The organism is Pseudomonas sp. 3MAES_34.3B, assembly GCF_058145875.1.
Genome location: NZ_CM176960.1, coordinates 4,609,090 through 4,624,101, shown reverse-complemented (window position 1 = coordinate 4,624,101; position 15,012 = coordinate 4,609,090). Strand labels below are relative to the sequence as shown.

General features: G+C 57.9%; 11 protein-coding genes and 3 tRNA genes. 9 read left to right on the top strand and 5 right to left on the bottom strand.

Translation table 11 applies throughout. From position 1 onward, the window contains the following. Positions 1–102 precede the first annotated feature (102 nt). Positions 103–1,128 carry an outer membrane protein assembly factor BamD gene (locus AC3Z8Y_RS20605; RefSeq protein WP_490087358.1) on the bottom strand — a complete coding sequence of 342 codons (1,026 nt, stop codon included), beginning with the start codon at positions 1,126–1,128 and terminating at the stop codon, positions 103–105. 159 nt (positions 1,129–1,287) lie between these two features. Between AC3Z8Y_RS20605 and rluD the strand changes: the two genes are divergently transcribed. The 7 genes from rluD to AC3Z8Y_RS20570 all read left to right on the top strand — a co-directional run bounded on the left by rluD (position 1,288) and on the right by AC3Z8Y_RS20570 (position 7,413). Further along, a complete protein-coding gene (rluD, locus tag AC3Z8Y_RS20600) occupies positions 1,288–2,250 on the top strand; it encodes a 23S rRNA pseudouridine(1911/1915/1917) synthase RluD (RefSeq protein WP_181115650.1) in 963 nt (320 codons plus the stop codon). Beyond that, positions 2,247–3,002 carry a peptidoglycan editing factor PgeF gene (gene pgeF, locus AC3Z8Y_RS20595; protein WP_490087357.1) on the top strand — a complete coding sequence of 252 codons (756 nt, stop codon included), beginning with the start codon at positions 2,247–2,249 and terminating at the stop codon, positions 3,000–3,002. The genes rluD and pgeF overlap by 4 nt, the downstream gene beginning before the upstream one ends. 182 nt (positions 3,003–3,184) lie before the next feature. Next, entirely contained in the window at positions 3,185–4,120 is a 936-nt protein-coding gene (locus AC3Z8Y_RS20590; RefSeq protein WP_490087356.1) for an antitoxin Xre/MbcA/ParS toxin-binding domain-containing protein, read from the top strand. A 209-nt stretch (positions 4,121–4,329) separates the two neighbouring features. Continuing rightward, positions 4,330–6,894, top strand: a complete 2,565-nt coding sequence (gene clpB, locus AC3Z8Y_RS20585) for an ATP-dependent chaperone ClpB (RefSeq protein ID WP_490087355.1) — start codon at positions 4,330–4,332, stop codon at positions 6,892–6,894. Between the two features lie 281 nt (positions 6,895–7,175). Then, positions 7,176–7,251: transfer RNA gene (locus tag AC3Z8Y_RS20580), tRNA-Asn, on the top strand. Between the two features lie 4 nt (positions 7,252–7,255). Then, positions 7,256–7,332, top strand: a tRNA-Pro gene (locus AC3Z8Y_RS20575). A gap of 5 nt (positions 7,333–7,337) precedes the next feature. After that, positions 7,338–7,413, top strand: a tRNA-Lys gene (locus AC3Z8Y_RS20570). An 87-nt stretch (positions 7,414–7,500) separates the two neighbouring features. Here AC3Z8Y_RS20570 and AC3Z8Y_RS20565 read toward each other — a convergent pair. Next, positions 7,501–8,601 (bottom strand): hypothetical protein, encoded by a 1,101-nt coding sequence (locus AC3Z8Y_RS20565; RefSeq protein WP_490087354.1) that lies wholly within the window; start codon positions 8,599–8,601, stop codon positions 7,501–7,503. Between the two features lie 106 nt (positions 8,602–8,707). Further along, the gene (locus AC3Z8Y_RS20560) at positions 8,708–9,109 is read right to left on the bottom strand and encodes a hypothetical protein (RefSeq protein WP_490087353.1); all 402 of its coding nucleotides are present in this window, start codon (positions 9,107–9,109) and stop codon (positions 8,708–8,710) included. Between the two features lie 440 nt (positions 9,110–9,549). Between AC3Z8Y_RS20560 and AC3Z8Y_RS20555 the strand changes: the two genes are divergently transcribed. After that, entirely contained in the window at positions 9,550–11,502 is a 1,953-nt protein-coding gene (locus AC3Z8Y_RS20555) for a sensor histidine kinase (RefSeq protein WP_490087352.1), read from the top strand. On the opposite strand, the gene AC3Z8Y_RS20550 is transcribed toward AC3Z8Y_RS20555, so the two are convergent. Continuing rightward, complete coding sequence (locus AC3Z8Y_RS20550) at positions 11,430–12,206, bottom strand: response regulator transcription factor (protein WP_490087351.1); 777 nt, start codon at positions 12,204–12,206, stop codon at positions 11,430–11,432. The two genes, AC3Z8Y_RS20555 and AC3Z8Y_RS20550, sit on opposite strands and share 73 nt — an antisense overlap. Before the next feature lie 136 nt (positions 12,207–12,342). After that, positions 12,343–13,098, bottom strand: a complete 756-nt coding sequence (locus tag AC3Z8Y_RS20545; RefSeq protein ID WP_490087350.1) for a sulfite exporter TauE/SafE family protein — start codon at positions 13,096–13,098, stop codon at positions 12,343–12,345. 126 nt (positions 13,099–13,224) lie between these two features. On the opposite strand from AC3Z8Y_RS20545, the gene AC3Z8Y_RS20540 reads away from it, so the two are divergent. Beyond that, on the top strand, positions 13,225–14,967 hold the full coding sequence (locus AC3Z8Y_RS20540) for an AMP-binding protein (protein ID WP_490087349.1): 1,743 nt from the start codon (positions 13,225–13,227) through the stop codon (positions 14,965–14,967). Positions 14,968–15,012 lie beyond the last annotated feature (45 nt).

The window sequence follows — 15,012 nt, the reverse complement described above, 5'->3', positions numbered from 1 at the left end:
ATGGCGGGGCTTCTGCAAGAAGGAGCGCGCAGTGTAGCCAAGGGAAGCGGGGAAGAGCCAGCGCGGTCGCTCCCGTTGCAGGAGCGACCGTTACATCGCTGATCAGTCGAACAGGCCGAAGGTCAGGCGGCTGAGCCACGAACGGTGCGGCGTGGGCTCGGCATTTTCTACCGGAGGCTCGTCGGCGGTACCGCCTTCGTCCGCAGGGCGCAGTTCAGGCGGGATATTGTCCTTCGCGTCCTGGTACTGCTTGGCCAGCTCCTGGTTGGCGCGGCTTTCGCTTGGCGGTGGCGGGGTGTTGTCGCCCTCGATCAGGCCCAGGGTTGCCTTGGACAGCCACGAACGGTTGTCTGCCTCTTCCTTGAGCGGCGTGAACTGGCCGTCCTGCAGGCTGGGGTGGTCCGGATAGTTGTACTTCAGGGTTTGCAGGCTGGTATCGGCGAGATCATCCAGGTGCAGGTGCTGGTAGCTTTCGACCATTACCGCCAGGCCATCACCCACGGCGGGGGTTTCCTGGAAGTTTTCCACCACGTACCGGCCACGGTTGGCGGCGGCCACGTAGGCCTGGCGAGTGATGTAGTAGTGGGCTACGTGAATTTCGTAGGCCGCCAGCAAGTTGCGCAGGTAGATCATGCGCTGCTTGGCGTCCGGCGAGTAGCGGCTGCTCGGGTAGCGGCTGGTGAGCTGGGCGAACTCGTTGTACGAATCCCGAGCGGCGCCCGGGTCACGCTTGGTCATGTCCAGCGGCAGGAAGCGAGCCACGATGCCGCGGTCCTGGTCAAAGGAGGTAAGGCCCTTGAGGTAGTAGGCGTAATCGACGTTCGGGTGCTGCGGGTGCAGGCGGATGAAACGCTCGGCGGCAGACTTTGCAGCCTCCGGCTCGGCGTTCTTGTAGTTCGCGTAGATGAGCTCCAGCTGTGCCTGGTCGGCGTAGCGGCCGAACGGATAGCGGGATTCGAGCGCCTTGAGCTTGGCCGTTGCGCTGGTATAACTGTGGTTATCCAGGTCGGTCTGGGCCTGCTGGTACAGCTCGGCTTCGCTCAGGTTCTCGTCGACCACTTCCTTGTTCGACGAACAGGCGGCGGTAAGGCCGACAATGGCGATCAGCAGCAGGTGTTTCACTTGCATGGCGGCTTGCGTCCCTTAACGGCCGCTGTCTTGGGCGCGGCCGTCCTGTTATGATGAGCGCCCCGCGAACCTCCGGGGCGAAAGACGCCGTATTTAACCACAAGCGCGCAGCTGAAACCAAAGGCTGTGCGGTCGCGCTGTTTCCCTGTGTAGCCAAGCATGTCTGAGATCATCCGGCTTAGCGCCGAAGTCACCCCCGACCTGGGAGGCCAGCGCCTCGATCAGGTTGCCGCGCAACTGTTCGCGGAATTTTCCCGTTCACGCCTGTCCGCCTGGATCAAGGAAGGCCGCCTGACCGTTGACGGCGCCGTGTTGCGCCCGCGTGACGTAGTCCATGGCGGCGCCGTGCTGGCCCTCGAAGCCGAGCAGGAAGCCCAAGGCGAATGGGTCGCCCAGGACATCGAACTGGACATCGTCTATGAAGACGACCAGATCCTGGTAATCAACAAGCCCGCGGGCCTGGTGGTTCACCCGGCCGCTGGCCACGCCGATGGCACCTTGCTCAATGCCCTGCTGCACCACGTGCCGGACATCGTCAACGTGCCGCGCGCGGGTATCGTGCACCGGCTCGACAAGGACACCACTGGCCTGATGGTCGTCGCCAAAACGCTGCAGGCGCAGACGCAACTGGTCGCCCAGCTGCAAAAGCGCAGCGTCAGCCGCATCTATGAATGCGTGGTAGTGGGCGTGGTTACCGCCGGCGGCAAGATCAACGCGCCCATCGGCCGTCACGGTACCCAGCGCCAGCGCATGGGCGTGATGGACAACGGCAAGCCCGCCGTCAGCCATTACCGCGTGCTGGACCGCTATCGCTCGCACACCCATGTGCGTGTGAAGCTGGAAACCGGCCGTACCCATCAAATCCGCGTGCACATGGCGCATGTGGGCTTCCCGCTGGTGGGCGACCCGACCTATGGCGGCCGTTTCCGCATTCCGCCGGCGGCAAGTGCCAGCCTGGTCGATGCGTTGAAAACTTTCCCGCGCCAGGCGCTGCATGCCCGCTTCCTCGAGCTGGACCATCCGACCACCGGTGAGCGCATGGGCTGGGAGTCGCCGTTGCCTGACGACTTCGTATGGCTCACGTCCCTGCTCAAGCAGGACCGCGAGGCCTTCGTCGGATGACCGACCTTTCCGGCAGCCTGCTTCTGCCGGACTGGCCCGCGCCGGCCAACGTGCGGGCCTGCGTCACCACTCGTGCTGGCGGGGTTAGCCAAGCCCCGTTCGATCGCCTGAACCTGGGCGACCATGTGGGTGACCACCCCGCTGACGTGGCCGAAAACCGCCGGCGGTTGGCCGAGCTGTACGGCATTCGCCCTGCCTGGTTACGGCAGGTCCACAGTACCCAGGTAGTAGAAGCCGACCCTTCGCAGCAGCCGGAAGCCGATGCCAGTTGGTCAGCCACACTTGGCATTGCCTGCACCGCCATGACCGCCGATTGCCTGCCCGCGCTGTTCACCGACCGCGCGGGCACACGCGTGGCTGCCGCTCACGCGGGCTGGCGCGGGCTGGCCAATGGCGTGCTGGAGGCCACCGTGGCCAGTTTTGGCGTGCCGCCCGGCGATATTCTCGTATGGCTCGGCCCGGCCATTGGCCCAGGCGCGTTCGAAGTGGGAGAGGAAGTGCGCGACGCCTTCACCTCCCAGCACGCTGAGGCTGCAGCCGCGTTCGTGCCGGGTGCGCAGCCTGGCAAGCTGATGGCCGACATCTACGCCCTCGCGCGCCTGCGCCTGGCAAGTGTCGGCGTGCAAGCCGTGTATGGCGGCGGGCTGTGCACCGTGACCGACCCGCGTTGGTTCTCTTACCGTCGTGCGGCGCGTACAGGGCGGTTTGCTTCATTGGTGTGGTTGGCTGGCGAAGGAATTGGCGCTGCGTAACTCTTTGAATTACATGCACTACTGATTCCGCCCAGGCTTGCTGACAAACTCCTTGCCTCTCGGCGCCTGCGAAGGCAGAATTCATTTCAACAACTAACCCTCATGACCAGCGTGGCTTGGCCATCAGGTTGGAGGGGGAAAAAGCCGGCGAAAGCCGGTTTTTTCGTTTCTGGAGTAACCCCATGCAAGGAGCGCGGATAGTTAAGCCCCTGCGCACGCGGGTTTATGTAGATGGTTACAACCTGTACTACGGCTGCCTGAAGGGAACACCCTATAAATGGTTGGATCTGGTTTCGCTCTTTGAGCGCCGGATACTACCTTCGGTGTACCTCACCGATGCCCAAGGTTGCCCTGGTTCGTTCTGTCTGGCAGCCCCTCCTGCCATCAAGTTTTTTACTGCGAAGATTCTTCAAAATGTTGCTCGCAGCTCGGATTCGGTGTCATCTCAGGCGCGATACCACACCGCCCTTCGCAAGACATACCCTGACCGAGTCGAAGTGATAGAGGGCTATTACGCCCTTAATCGAATGAAAGTCCGGGTAGTAGACCCAGCCGCTTTGCACCGTGCACCACGCGATTGTGAGGAGGTTCAAGCCTGGAAAGTCGAGGAGAAACAGAGCGACGTCAATCTGGCCCTACATGCGTTCCATGACGCTGTGGTTGGTAATGTCGACCAAGCCGTAATTGTCACGAACGATACAGATATCGCCCCTGCCTTGAAGATGATTCGGGAATTGACGAGCGTTCGCATCGGCTTGGTTGTTCCTACTTCTCGCCATCAGCGCGTACCTAACACGGAGCTGGCCAGCTTCGCTCACTGGGTACGCACCCATATCACCCAGGCAGAACTGTCGGATTGCCAGCTACCTCGGGTCATCCCGGGGCGGCGGCCAACGGTGAAGCCTGATAGCTGGTTTGCGAGGCCAGACCTTTTGGAAAAGGTCTTGATGGCCGCGATACCCATTTGTGGGGATCGCGGCAAAGCTTTCAAATGGCTTGAGACGGTCAACCAGCATTTTGGCAATAAACGGCCCTTGGACCTTTTGGACACCGAGACCGGTATGCTGGAGGTCGTGGGCTATATTCATCGCTGGCTGAATGCGAGAGGCCCCGCGTGAGTGCACGTCGCCCTCAGCAAGCACTGTTCGAATCTCCAACCGGTCCGCCATACTCGCGGGCCAGGCCCCCTCCTGCAGCCAGTGTTCGCCGCCTGCTGCTTGAATCTTGAACAATCGCCCCTATCTAACCGGTATCTCGGGCAGGTTGTCTCGTCATCTATGCGGAGTTGGTTATCGCTCCGGCCTGCCTTTATCAGGAAGGACTATCCATGCGTATAGACCGTTTGACCAGTAAGTTGCAGTTGGCGCTGTCCGATTCCCAATCCTTGGCGGTGGGCCTGGACCATCCCGCCATTGAGCCTGCGCACCTGTTGCAGGCGTTGATTGACCAGCAGGGCGGCTCGATCAAGCCGCTGCTGATGCAGGTAGGCTTCGATGTGGCTGGCTTGCGTAAAGAGCTCGCCAAGGAGCTGGACCGGCTGCCGAAGATCCAGAACCCCACCGGCGATGTAAACATGTCGCCGGAGATGGCGCGCCTGCTTAACCAGGCCGATCGCCTGGCTCAGCAGAAGGGCGACCAGTTCATCTCCAGTGAACTGGTGCTGCTTGCCGCCATGGACGAGAACACCAAGGTAGGCAAGGTGTTGCTTGGCCAGGGCGTGAGCAAGAAAGCCCTGGAAAACGCCATCAATAACCTGCGCGGCGGCGAAGCGGTAAACGACCCCAACGCCGAGGAATCGCGCAAGGCGTTGGAAAAATATACCGTCGACCTCACTCGCCGTGCCGAAGAAGGCAAGCTGGACCCGGTGATTGGCCGCGACGACGAAATCCGCCGCACCATACAAGTGTTGCAGCGCCGTACCAAGAACAACCCCGTGCTGATCGGTGAGCCTGGCGTGGGTAAAACCGCCATTGCCGAAGGCCTGGCTCAGCGCATCATCAATGGCGAAGTGCCGGATGGGCTCAAGGGCAAGCGCCTGCTGTCGCTGGACATGGGTTCGCTGATCGCCGGTGCCAAATTCCGCGGAGAGTTCGAAGAGCGCCTCAAGTCGGTGCTCAACGAGCTGTCCAAGCAGGAAGGGCAGGTGATCCTGTTCATCGACGAGTTGCATACCATGGTCGGCGCCGGCAAGGGCGAAGGCTCGATGGACGCTGGCAACATGCTCAAGCCGGCGCTGGCGCGGGGCGAGTTGCACTGCGTAGGCGCCACCACGCTCAACGAATACCGGCAATACATCGAAAAAGACGCAGCCCTCGAGCGGCGCTTCCAGAAAGTACTGGTAGACGAGCCGAGCGAAGAAGACACCATCGCCATCCTGCGTGGCCTCAAGGAGCGTTACGAGGTTCACCATAAGGTAGCGATCACCGACGGCGCCATCATTGCCGCAGCCAAGCTCAGCCATCGCTATATCACCGATCGCCAGCTGCCAGACAAAGCCATCGACCTCATCGACGAAGCGGCCAGCCGCATTCGCATGGAAATCGACTCCAAGCCTGAGCAGCTCGACCGCTTGGAGCGCCGTCTGATTCAGCTGAAGGTGGAATCCCAGGCGCTGAAGAAGGAAGAGGACGAGGCCGCTCGCAAGCGCCTCGAAAAACTCACCGAGGATATTGCCCGGCTGGAGCGCGAATACGCCGACCTTGAAGAAGTGTGGCTGTCTGAAAAGGCCGAGGTGCAGGGCTCTGCGCAAATCCAACAGAAGATCGAACAGTCCCGGCAAGAGCTGGAAGCGGCGCGCCGCCGTGGCGACCTGAGCCGTATGGCCGAACTGCAGTACGGGATCATCCCGGACCTGGAGCGCAGCCTGCAAATGGTGGACCAGCACGGCAAGACCGAGAATCAGTTGCTGCGCAGCAAGGTAACCGAAGAAGAGATTGCCGAGGTTGTGTCCAAGTGGACCGGCATTCCAGTGTCCAAGATGCTGGAAGGCGAGCGGGACAAGCTGCTGAAGATGGAAAGCCTGCTGCACAAGCGAGTGATCGGCCAGAACGAAGCCGTGGTTGCGGTCTCCAACGCCGTGCGCCGCTCCCGCGCGGGGCTGTCCGACCCGAACCGCCCCAGTGGCTCGTTCATGTTCCTGGGCCCTACCGGCGTGGGCAAGACCGAGCTGTGCAAGGCGCTGGCCGAGTTCCTGTTCGACACCGAAGAAGCCATGGTGCGGATCGACATGTCCGAGTTCATGGAAAAGCATTCGGTTGCCCGGCTGATCGGCGCGCCTCCAGGGTATGTGGGTTATGAAGAAGGTGGCTACCTGACCGAGGCGGTGCGGCGCAAACCTTACTCGGTGGTGCTGCTGGACGAGGTGGAGAAAGCGCACCCTGATGTGTTCAACATCCTGCTGCAGGTGCTCGAGGATGGCCGGCTCACAGACAGCCATGGGCGCACTGTGGACTTCCGCAACACGGTAGTAGTGATGACCTCCAACCTGGGCTCGGCGCGCATCCAGGAGCTGGTAGGGGATCGGGAAGCGCAACGGGCGGCGGTGATGGATGCCCTCAGCTCGCACTTCCGGCCGGAATTCATCAACCGTGTGGACGAAGTGGTGATCTTCGAACCCCTGGGCCGCGAGCAGATCGCCGGCATCACGCAGATCCAGCTGGGGCGCTTGCGCAGCCGGCTGGCCGAGCGCGACCTGGCGCTGGAGCTGAGCGACGAAGCCCTGGATAAGCTGATCGCGATTGGCTACGACCCGGTATACGGGGCGCGGCCGCTGAAGCGAGCAATCCAGCGCTGGATCGAAAACCCGCTGGCGCAGCTGATTCTGAGTGGTACTTTCCTGCCCGGCAGCTCGATCCACGCCAAGGTGGAAGGCGAGGAAATCGTGTTCGCGTAAGGTAAATAACGCCAGTGCGTGCAGACCCCTTGCACGCACTGGCGATGTTATATATCATGCGCCCCGCTCCAGACGTCCTTGGGTAAGCCGGTTTTACCGGTGGCAGAAAAAAGATGGAAATCAGCATCTTACTGCTAAAACAGGGGTTGACAGGGTGAAACGAAGGTGTAGAATGGCGCGCCTCAGACAAGCGAACGTAGCGATACGCGACGCAGGTTGAGACGAAGGCCGAACCCTTCGGAAGCAGCAAACGTAGTCCCAGTTGTACCGTTGTATGTAGTTCCGCGATAGCTCAGTCGGTAGAGCAAATGACTGTTAATCATTGGGTCCCTGGTTCGAGTCCAGGTCGCGGAGCCAACTTCGGGGTGTAGCGCAGTCCGGTAGCGCGCCTGCTTTGGGAGCAGGATGTCAGGAGTTCGAATCCCCTCACCCCGACCATTTTTGGGTCGTTAGCTCAGTTGGTAGAGCAGTTGGCTTTTAACCAATTGGTCGTAGGTTCGAATCCTACACGACCCACCATGTAAAGAAAGGCACCCAATAGGGTGCCTTTTTTTCGTCCATTGATTTTTCAGGTTCGATGCTGGCTTCACAGCGCTCGCGCCCAGTTTACGCTGCTACCGGAAACGCCTCCTCCGGATCCTTGTTGATGAATTGATCCAAGGCACTCTCCGCTGAGGCTGCGAGCTTGGCGACGGCCATATCGATGCCCTCTAATGCCTGATTGCGCTCGGCTACCACCCGTCCAAGCGTTTCTCGGAGGGTAATTACCTCGGTTGATGCCTCCGTCAGGCCTTTTGCGATCAGCGCTTTAATGCTGTCCGTAATCTGCGTGATTTGGGGGTCGAACATACCCACCACTTGTGACCGGCCAGCGTTCACGTGGGAGCGGTAGCAGTCAAACATATCTGTACATGGACCGACGACCGAGAGCCGAATTTCCTCGCGCAGTGAAGCCTGTTTCTGCATTGCCGCTCCTTGCGCCGCCTGGGCTATTGCCGATGCCGCCTCCGCCGTTTTCGTGCCCGCGTCTTTCACAAACTCCAAGGAGACCCGAGGTAGATCAAAGCTGTATTCTTGGCGGTCCAGCCTGAATTCAGGAATGTCCAACGTTAACCGCTGCGTTACCATGCTCACTTCTGGAACGCCTATCACGATGCGCTCCGTGCGCATTTCGATCTCGGGTACATCAATGGAGGTGTGTTTCATCTCGATGTAGCACACAGGCACATCAATTTTCACGCCAAATGGAAGCTCGCGGGTCTCCATGCGGCATACCGGTTCCGGGATATCCGGCCCGGGCCGGGTTCTCATTACGACTACCGGAATGTCGAAGCTCATCGCCTTATCTTGCATTACAATCACAGGTGAATCGAAGCTCCACTCTTGGGTTTTCATGACCGCAGTTGGTAGGTCCAGGGAAAACTTAACTGTGTCTGTTCCTACCCTCAGTACGAAGAGCGACCCAATCGCTCTACCGATTTCCCCGCCTTTACCAGCGCCTATGGGGCCACCGAAGTAGCTGCCTACTACAGTGCCGGCCGCCGCGCCTACGCCGCTTGCCAGGTCATTTCCCTGTTCGAAATCATCGCTGACTTTCCGTGCCTTGGCCTCAGCTTCTTGGGCGATAAGTATTAAACCTTCTTGAAGTTTGGCGACAGCTGCATTCATAGCTGAAGTGAATGCGGTTTGTTTTTCTTCGCAAGCCATCTTGATATCCTCGTTATGTCGCAAACCAGGCGACCTGAGCAGTTGTAAAGCAGTCGATAAAAAATATTTAAATCTGTGCTTTTGGTGCGCTACTTTTGTTGGCGACTCATTGGGTTGTGCCTACAGCCTTGTTGACGGGTTTTTTGACATTTTCCGCTTCTGCCCGCTTTATATCCTTTGCGGTAGTCGCATAAGTGAGTAGGGAGTTCCAGAAGCTGGAGCCTCCACTTGCCAGCAATCCCATTGCCAAAATCCCGAGGCAGTAAGGTTGATTTACGATCTCAATAGGGATAATCGCTTGTGAAAGAAACGCCGTAGCGACGCCTGTTGTTATAGAAACCATCTGTAGCAATACCTTCCGCCGTGCTTCACCGGCTGAAGTATTGACATGTGGTTGAACTGCGTTTCTGCGGAGGGGCGGGACAACCCCTTTTATGATTTCAACCAAGCGCTCTGAAGCAACGCTCAAGGCAACAACGGTGCCTATGGTAGTGGTTATATCGATCATCTTTGATTTCCCTGAACGAAGGGTAAGGGGTGTGGTGTTGTACACAGAAAGTATGGTGACCACTCAAGCCGAAGGCTGATGGCCTGAGTGGGTCCATAAACGAGCTTTTCAGCTTTAATTAGCGTAACCGTCAGTCGGCCCAATTCTTGGCACGTTTACCCAGCAAGGCGTGCCCGGGACCATTGGGAAGAGATAAAAATCGCCAAAAGGTGTGACGCAGTAGGGGCCGGCGAACGCATTTGAGCCGATTCCCAAGGCCGCTGATACGACAAAAGCCCCTACCAGTGCTTTACTCTTGATTCCAATATTCATTTTTATTCTCCTGGATGCCGGGGGTGGTTTTCCGGCAGGGATAAGATCCCACCAAACCGTTCACAGGAAAATACAACGGCTGTAGTGCTACAGCTGTAGTGCTATAGCTCCAGTGCAGGGGATGAGCCATGACCAAAGCCCTGGAAATTCTGAAAAGAGGGATCTACGAATTATTCGTTTTTCCGAATAAGTTTCCGCCTGGAATTGAGAGGGTTTTTTTGCGTGACCATGCCAGGCGAAATCTCATCAAGCGAAGGTTGTTTCTTGTTTTAGGGATGTTCGTCTGGGCTTCGTTTGGCTATTGGGATTATCATCATCAAATTCACCATGCAGACATGTTCGACTTCAGGATGCTGTATTACATATCTGTATTAAGGTGCCTGGAAGGTCTTGTGCTTATAGGGATTTTCTTGCAGTCGTTTCGCAGGAAGTTTAGATATGAGAAGTATGCGGCATCCTTGATAACTGCTGGGGTGGTGGTGGCTATCATATTTTTAATAGCCATGATTGGTATTTTGCCCCCGCCTTTGAACTACCAATATTATTTTATTGGTATTATACTGATTTTGTTTTTTCAGTATGGAACAATGGCCTTGCTGTCCAGGTATTCATTAATCGCAAGCGTATGTACGGTGGCCTTGTTGGTTTTGCAAGACTTGTTCAGCGCTCCCTTGGGGATCTATTTCTTTCCGGCATTGTTTTACTTGATCTCTTTTTTAGTCTTGGGTTGGCCGATCAGCATAACCTTCGAGCGCGCTGCCCGGGAGCGCTATAGCCAGACCATGGAGCTCAGGTCCAAAAACCTCAGCTTGCAACACGCCAATGCGAGCATCATGCGTGAGAAAAGAAAAGCCGACGACGCCCTGCATGACCTGTTCAGTAAAGAACTCCAGAAAGCCTCTCAGCTAAATGAGAGAACTGAAGCGACCTCCCGCTTCGTCCGGACGGCCTACCATGACACGATGCAACCGTTGGCCTCGATTTCAACCTTGGCCTTGGCCGGTGGGCATGCAATCCATGAGAGCGAACAGGCTAAGCTCAAAAACATATTTCGAGAGATTGGCGTATCCGCAAAGGAAATTCATTTGTTATTCAAGGGGCTGCGCGACGTGTTTATGATTGGCGAAAGCCCGCCCGCGATTGCGCCAGTCTCGCTAAATGATATTTTTGAAGAGTTGGAAAACGTATACCGAGCGCTGGCCGAAGCTAAACATATCAGTTTGCGGGTAGTAAAAAGAAAAAATGACATCTTTCTCCTGTCCGATGAGGCCGCACTCAAGAGGGCGATAAGTAACCTGATATCTAACGCGATAAAGTATACGAACGCTGGAGGGGTCCTGCTCGGTACCGTTGCAGGTAAAACCACGGTGAGAATTGATGTCATAGATACTGGTGTAGGGGTTCCGGAAGAATTCAAAACCAAGATCTTTGAAGAATTTTTTCAGGTCGATAATCCTAATCATGATAGCCAGAGAGGCCTGGGGCTTGGGTTGTCAATAGTGAGAAACTTTATAGACAAACTGCCCGGGCATCGCATAAGTTTTTCGACAAAAGAGGGGAGAGGGTCCCGGTTCTCCGTAGACTGCCCGATCCTCGAAGGTGCTCGCCGAGTTAACTGTACAACATCGGTCGCGCCTAGGGCCGAGGCGGTGGATATAAAAGGCCTCTATATAATCATTGTGGATGATGATATGCGTGTTCTGAATAGCCTCGCCACCGCGTTGAGGACGTTGGATGCTATAGTGGCTGTTGCTCCCGATACTTTGGCTCTGAAGGCTGTACTGGCGCAGGCGCCAGATCGCTATCCTGATATTCTTATAACGGATTACCAGCTCGCAGAGAATCTGACAGGCTCAGAAATAATTGATATGGTCAGAAATTTTTATGATTGGGCTAGAATACCGGTGATAATATTTTCCGCGGAGCTGTCTCCAAATCTGGTAGGAGATCTCGAGCTGGTCGCCTTTGTCAGCAAGGGGAATGAAGCAGCTACCTTGATCAATAAAATTCAATATTTGGTATCGGCGGGGCGCGCCGCTAACGTACTTTTATTGGCGGAGGAGAGCACACCGAAAATCTGACCAGTTTTGGCGAAGAGACCTTGAAGGCCATACAGGTCTATAACGCCAAACTTTCCGTATAGTTTGCTGAGGTACTGCCTTACATTTACCGGATTAATTTCCAGAATCGCGGCTATCTTCCAGGGCGCATTGCCTTGAAGTGCCAAGCGCAGCACATCGAGCTCCCGTGGGGTAATTCCCAAGTCTCTGTGTGTCATAGGCGCTACGGAGGATTGATGTGCGCCTATCAATGGTTCGGGTTCAATGCCTCCCTTGCCTATGGCGTCGCTTGGCAGGAACACTCCGCCTTTCAAGGCTCGCTCAATGGCCTCTAGCATGACTTCATGCGAGGCGCTTTTAGGCACGAACGAAGAAGCACCGTGGCGCATGACATCATCAACGGAGCGCCGGTCCGACTCTCCAGACATGACAATCACAGGGGCAGTGACGCGCTTTACCGGATCGTCATCGCCGGGTTCTTCTCGGCTCCCTTTGAATAAAGTAAGCAGGCTCATGCCATTTTCAGAACTTACATCGTTGCTGTAGGGGGCGGTAGGTATGCAGAGGTCGAGAAAAATTACGTCGAAGGCTTGGTTACGGACCTGCGTCAACGCTTCCTCTTTGCAGGACGCTTCAAATACAGCGGCATCGCTATGGATGCCCTGAATGAGGCTCCGTACACCGGCTCTCAGAATGCCGTGATCGTCTATCAGCAAAATACGCATGCCGTTCCCCCGAGCGTAACGACTGTCGGCACAGTATCGCCGAGTGCCGACCCCGTGTACCTACTACAGCTGTAGCACCTAGCTGCCCGCAGCCCGTATTTCTCTCCTGACTCAAGGTGAACGCGAGCCACGCCACCTAAGCCATGAAATACCGCCCCACCAACATCACGCCCGACGCCAGCACCACCAGGTTGATCACTTTAAGGAACTGTTCCCGTGACATGTTCAGCGTGATGCGTCGCCCCAGGGTTATGCCTGCGATCATTCCCGGGGCCAACAGCAGCGCCAGCCATAGCAGGCTGGTGTCCAGGTACACGCCCGCCAGCGCGAACAGCACCACGCGGGTGAGTGTGCTGAAGCCGATCAAGGTGGTTTGGGTGAGCCGCACCGAGGTCTTGTCCTGGATGCGGCCGCTCAAATAGATGATGTACACAAACCCGCCGCTGCCAAAGAGCGCGCTGAACACGCCGCCTACCAACCCGAAGGGCACCGCGGCCCGTGGCGTGAACTGGTGCTGGGGCTTGACCCCGCTCAGTGAATACAGCGCATAGCCGATCGCGAACACGCCCAGGGCCAGCAGCAGGATGGCAGGGTGGGCGTGCAACAGGATCGCTGCCCCTACCAGGCTGCCTATCACCATCAAAGGCAGCAGCCTGCGTAGCTCCCGCCAGTTCGCCTTGCGGCCGTCGCGGCCCACGTTCACCACCGCCGCGCAGAAATCCAGCAACGCCAGCAGCGGCACGATTTTCGGAACGGGCACGTACAGCGCCAGTACCGGGCTCACGATCAAGGCGGTGCCGAACCCGGCAATGCCGAAAATCACGTAGCCGCAGGTGAGCGTAATGAAAATAACCAGGTAACTGGTAAGGCCCATCCCTGTAAGGTCAAACAACGGCTCGCTCCTTGAAGTGCAGGTTTTTTACATGTCCAACCGGCCTTTTTGCCACGCCCGGCTAAGCGCGGCCTACCTATACTCTGGCCAACCTCGATCACACAACAACAATAAACAGGCCTTTTCATGCACGCATCCGCATCGCTTTCGCCCCCCTTGGCGCCGGCCGCCGCCTTTATTCAGGCCCGGGATCTATTGTTGCGCCATCGTACCGACTACGACGCCGCCGTCGCCGAGTTCCAGTGGCCCACACTGGGCCGTTTCAACTGGGCCCTGGATTACTTCGATGAAATGGCCCTGGATAACCCTGCCCCGGCGCTTCGTATCGTCGATGAACACGGCAACGATCACACCTATAGCTTCTTTCAGATGCGTGCGCGCTCGAATCAGGTTGCCAATTACCTGCGCTCGCTAGGCGTGAAGCGCGGGGAGCGGGTGTTGCTGATGTTGGGCAATGAAGTGGCGCTGTGGGAGGTGATGCTGGCGGCCGCAAAACTTGGCGCCGTGGTAGTGCCTGCCACCGCCTTGCTTGCGCGGGAGGATCTGGAAGACCGGCTGGTCCGGGGGCGCATCGCCCATATTGTCGCCGCCGAGGCGCACACGGCGAAATTCGACGGCCTTGGGGAGCACTGTACCCGGGTTGGAGTAGGGAGCGCTTCGCCGGGCTGGCACACGTTCGAGCAGGCCTATGCATTGAGCAAGGCGTTCCAGCCTGATGGCCCGACCGAGGCGACAGACCCGTTGCTGCTCTATTTCACCTCCGGAACCACCTCCAAACCGAAAATGGTTTTACACAGCCACCAGAGTTACCCCGTGGGCCACCTTTCCACCATGTACTGGATCGGCCTGCAGCCAGGTGACCTGCACCTGAACATTTCCTCGCCCGGTTGGGCCAAGCATGCCTGGAGTTGCTTCTTCGCCCCGTGGAACGCTGGTGCCTGCGTCTTTATCCACAACGTGGAGCGGTTCAGTGCCAAAGGCTTGCTGGCCGTATTGCAGGCCTACCCGATCACTAGCCTGTGCGCGCCTCCCACCGTGTGGCGCATGCTGATCCAAGAGGATTTGTCAGCTGTGAGGGAAGGGTTGTCGCTGCGCGAACTCGTAGGCGCGGGCGAGCCTTTGAACCCGGAAATTCTCGAGCAGGTGTACAACGCCTGGGGGCTGTGGTTGCGAGATGGCTTCGGGCAGTCCGAAACCACGGCAATCATCGGCAATACACCGGAGCAGGTATTGAAGCCAGGCTCCATGGGCCGGCCGCTGCCGGGCTATCGCCTGAGCCTGCTCGATGCCGATGGCGAACTGGCCAGCGAGGGCGAGGTGGCGCTGCCGCTGGAGCCCTCACCGCTGGGCCTGATGTTGGGGTATGCCGACGCGCCGGAGAAAACCGCCGAGGCGATGCGCGATGGCTACTACCGCACCGGCGATACCGCGCAGCGTGACAGCGACGGCTATGTGACCTTCGTGGGCCGCGCCGATGATGTGTTCAAGTGCTCGGATTACCGCATCAGCCCGTTCGAACTGGAAAGTGCACTGATCGAGCACCCTGCAGTGGTAGAAGTGGCCGTGGTCCCCAGCCCAGACCCGCTACGCCTGAATGTGCCCAAAGCCTACCTGATCATCGCTGCCGATCAGGTGGCGGACGTCACGCTCGCCGAAGCCATCTTCGCGTTTGCCCGCGAGCAATTGGCGCCCTACAAGCGGGTGCGGCGGATCGAGTTCGTGAACGAACTGCCCAAAACGATATCCGGGAAAATCCGCAGGGTTGAGCTGCGCCAGCGCGAACAGCGCTGCCAGGCGCAGGGGCGGAGTGCGTTGGAGTTTTACGAGGAAGATTTCGCCCTGGCACGGGTGGCCGTGCCGGGGGCTTGATCAGAGTCGTGAAGTCGCCAGATGCTGTGGAGCCGACGGCCCCAC

Coding starts and splice junctions, on each gene's coding strand:
- rluD (WP_181115650.1), top strand. CDS start 1,288: ATGTCTGAGATCATCCGGCTTAGCGCCGAAGTCACCCCCGACCTGGGA.
- AC3Z8Y_RS20560 (WP_490087353.1), bottom strand. CDS start 9,109: ATGATCGATATAACCACTACCATAGGCACCGTTGTTGCCTTGAGCGTT.
- AC3Z8Y_RS20540 (WP_490087349.1), top strand. CDS start 13,225: ATGCACGCATCCGCATCGCTTTCGCCCCCCTTGGCGCCGGCCGCCGCC.
- AC3Z8Y_RS20590 (WP_490087356.1), top strand. CDS start 3,185: ATGCAAGGAGCGCGGATAGTTAAGCCCCTGCGCACGCGGGTTTATGTA.
- AC3Z8Y_RS20550 (WP_490087351.1), bottom strand. CDS start 12,206: ATGCGTATTTTGCTGATAGACGATCACGGCATTCTGAGAGCCGGTGTA.
- AC3Z8Y_RS20565 (WP_490087354.1), bottom strand. CDS start 8,601: ATGGCTTGCGAAGAAAAACAAACCGCATTCACTTCAGCTATGAATGCA.
- clpB (WP_490087355.1), top strand. CDS start 4,330: ATGCGTATAGACCGTTTGACCAGTAAGTTGCAGTTGGCGCTGTCCGAT.
- AC3Z8Y_RS20605 (WP_490087358.1), bottom strand. CDS start 1,128: ATGCAAGTGAAACACCTGCTGCTGATCGCCATTGTCGGCCTTACCGCC.
- pgeF (WP_490087357.1), top strand. CDS start 2,247: ATGACCGACCTTTCCGGCAGCCTGCTTCTGCCGGACTGGCCCGCGCCG.
- AC3Z8Y_RS20555 (WP_490087352.1), top strand. CDS start 9,550: ATGACCAAAGCCCTGGAAATTCTGAAAAGAGGGATCTACGAATTATTC.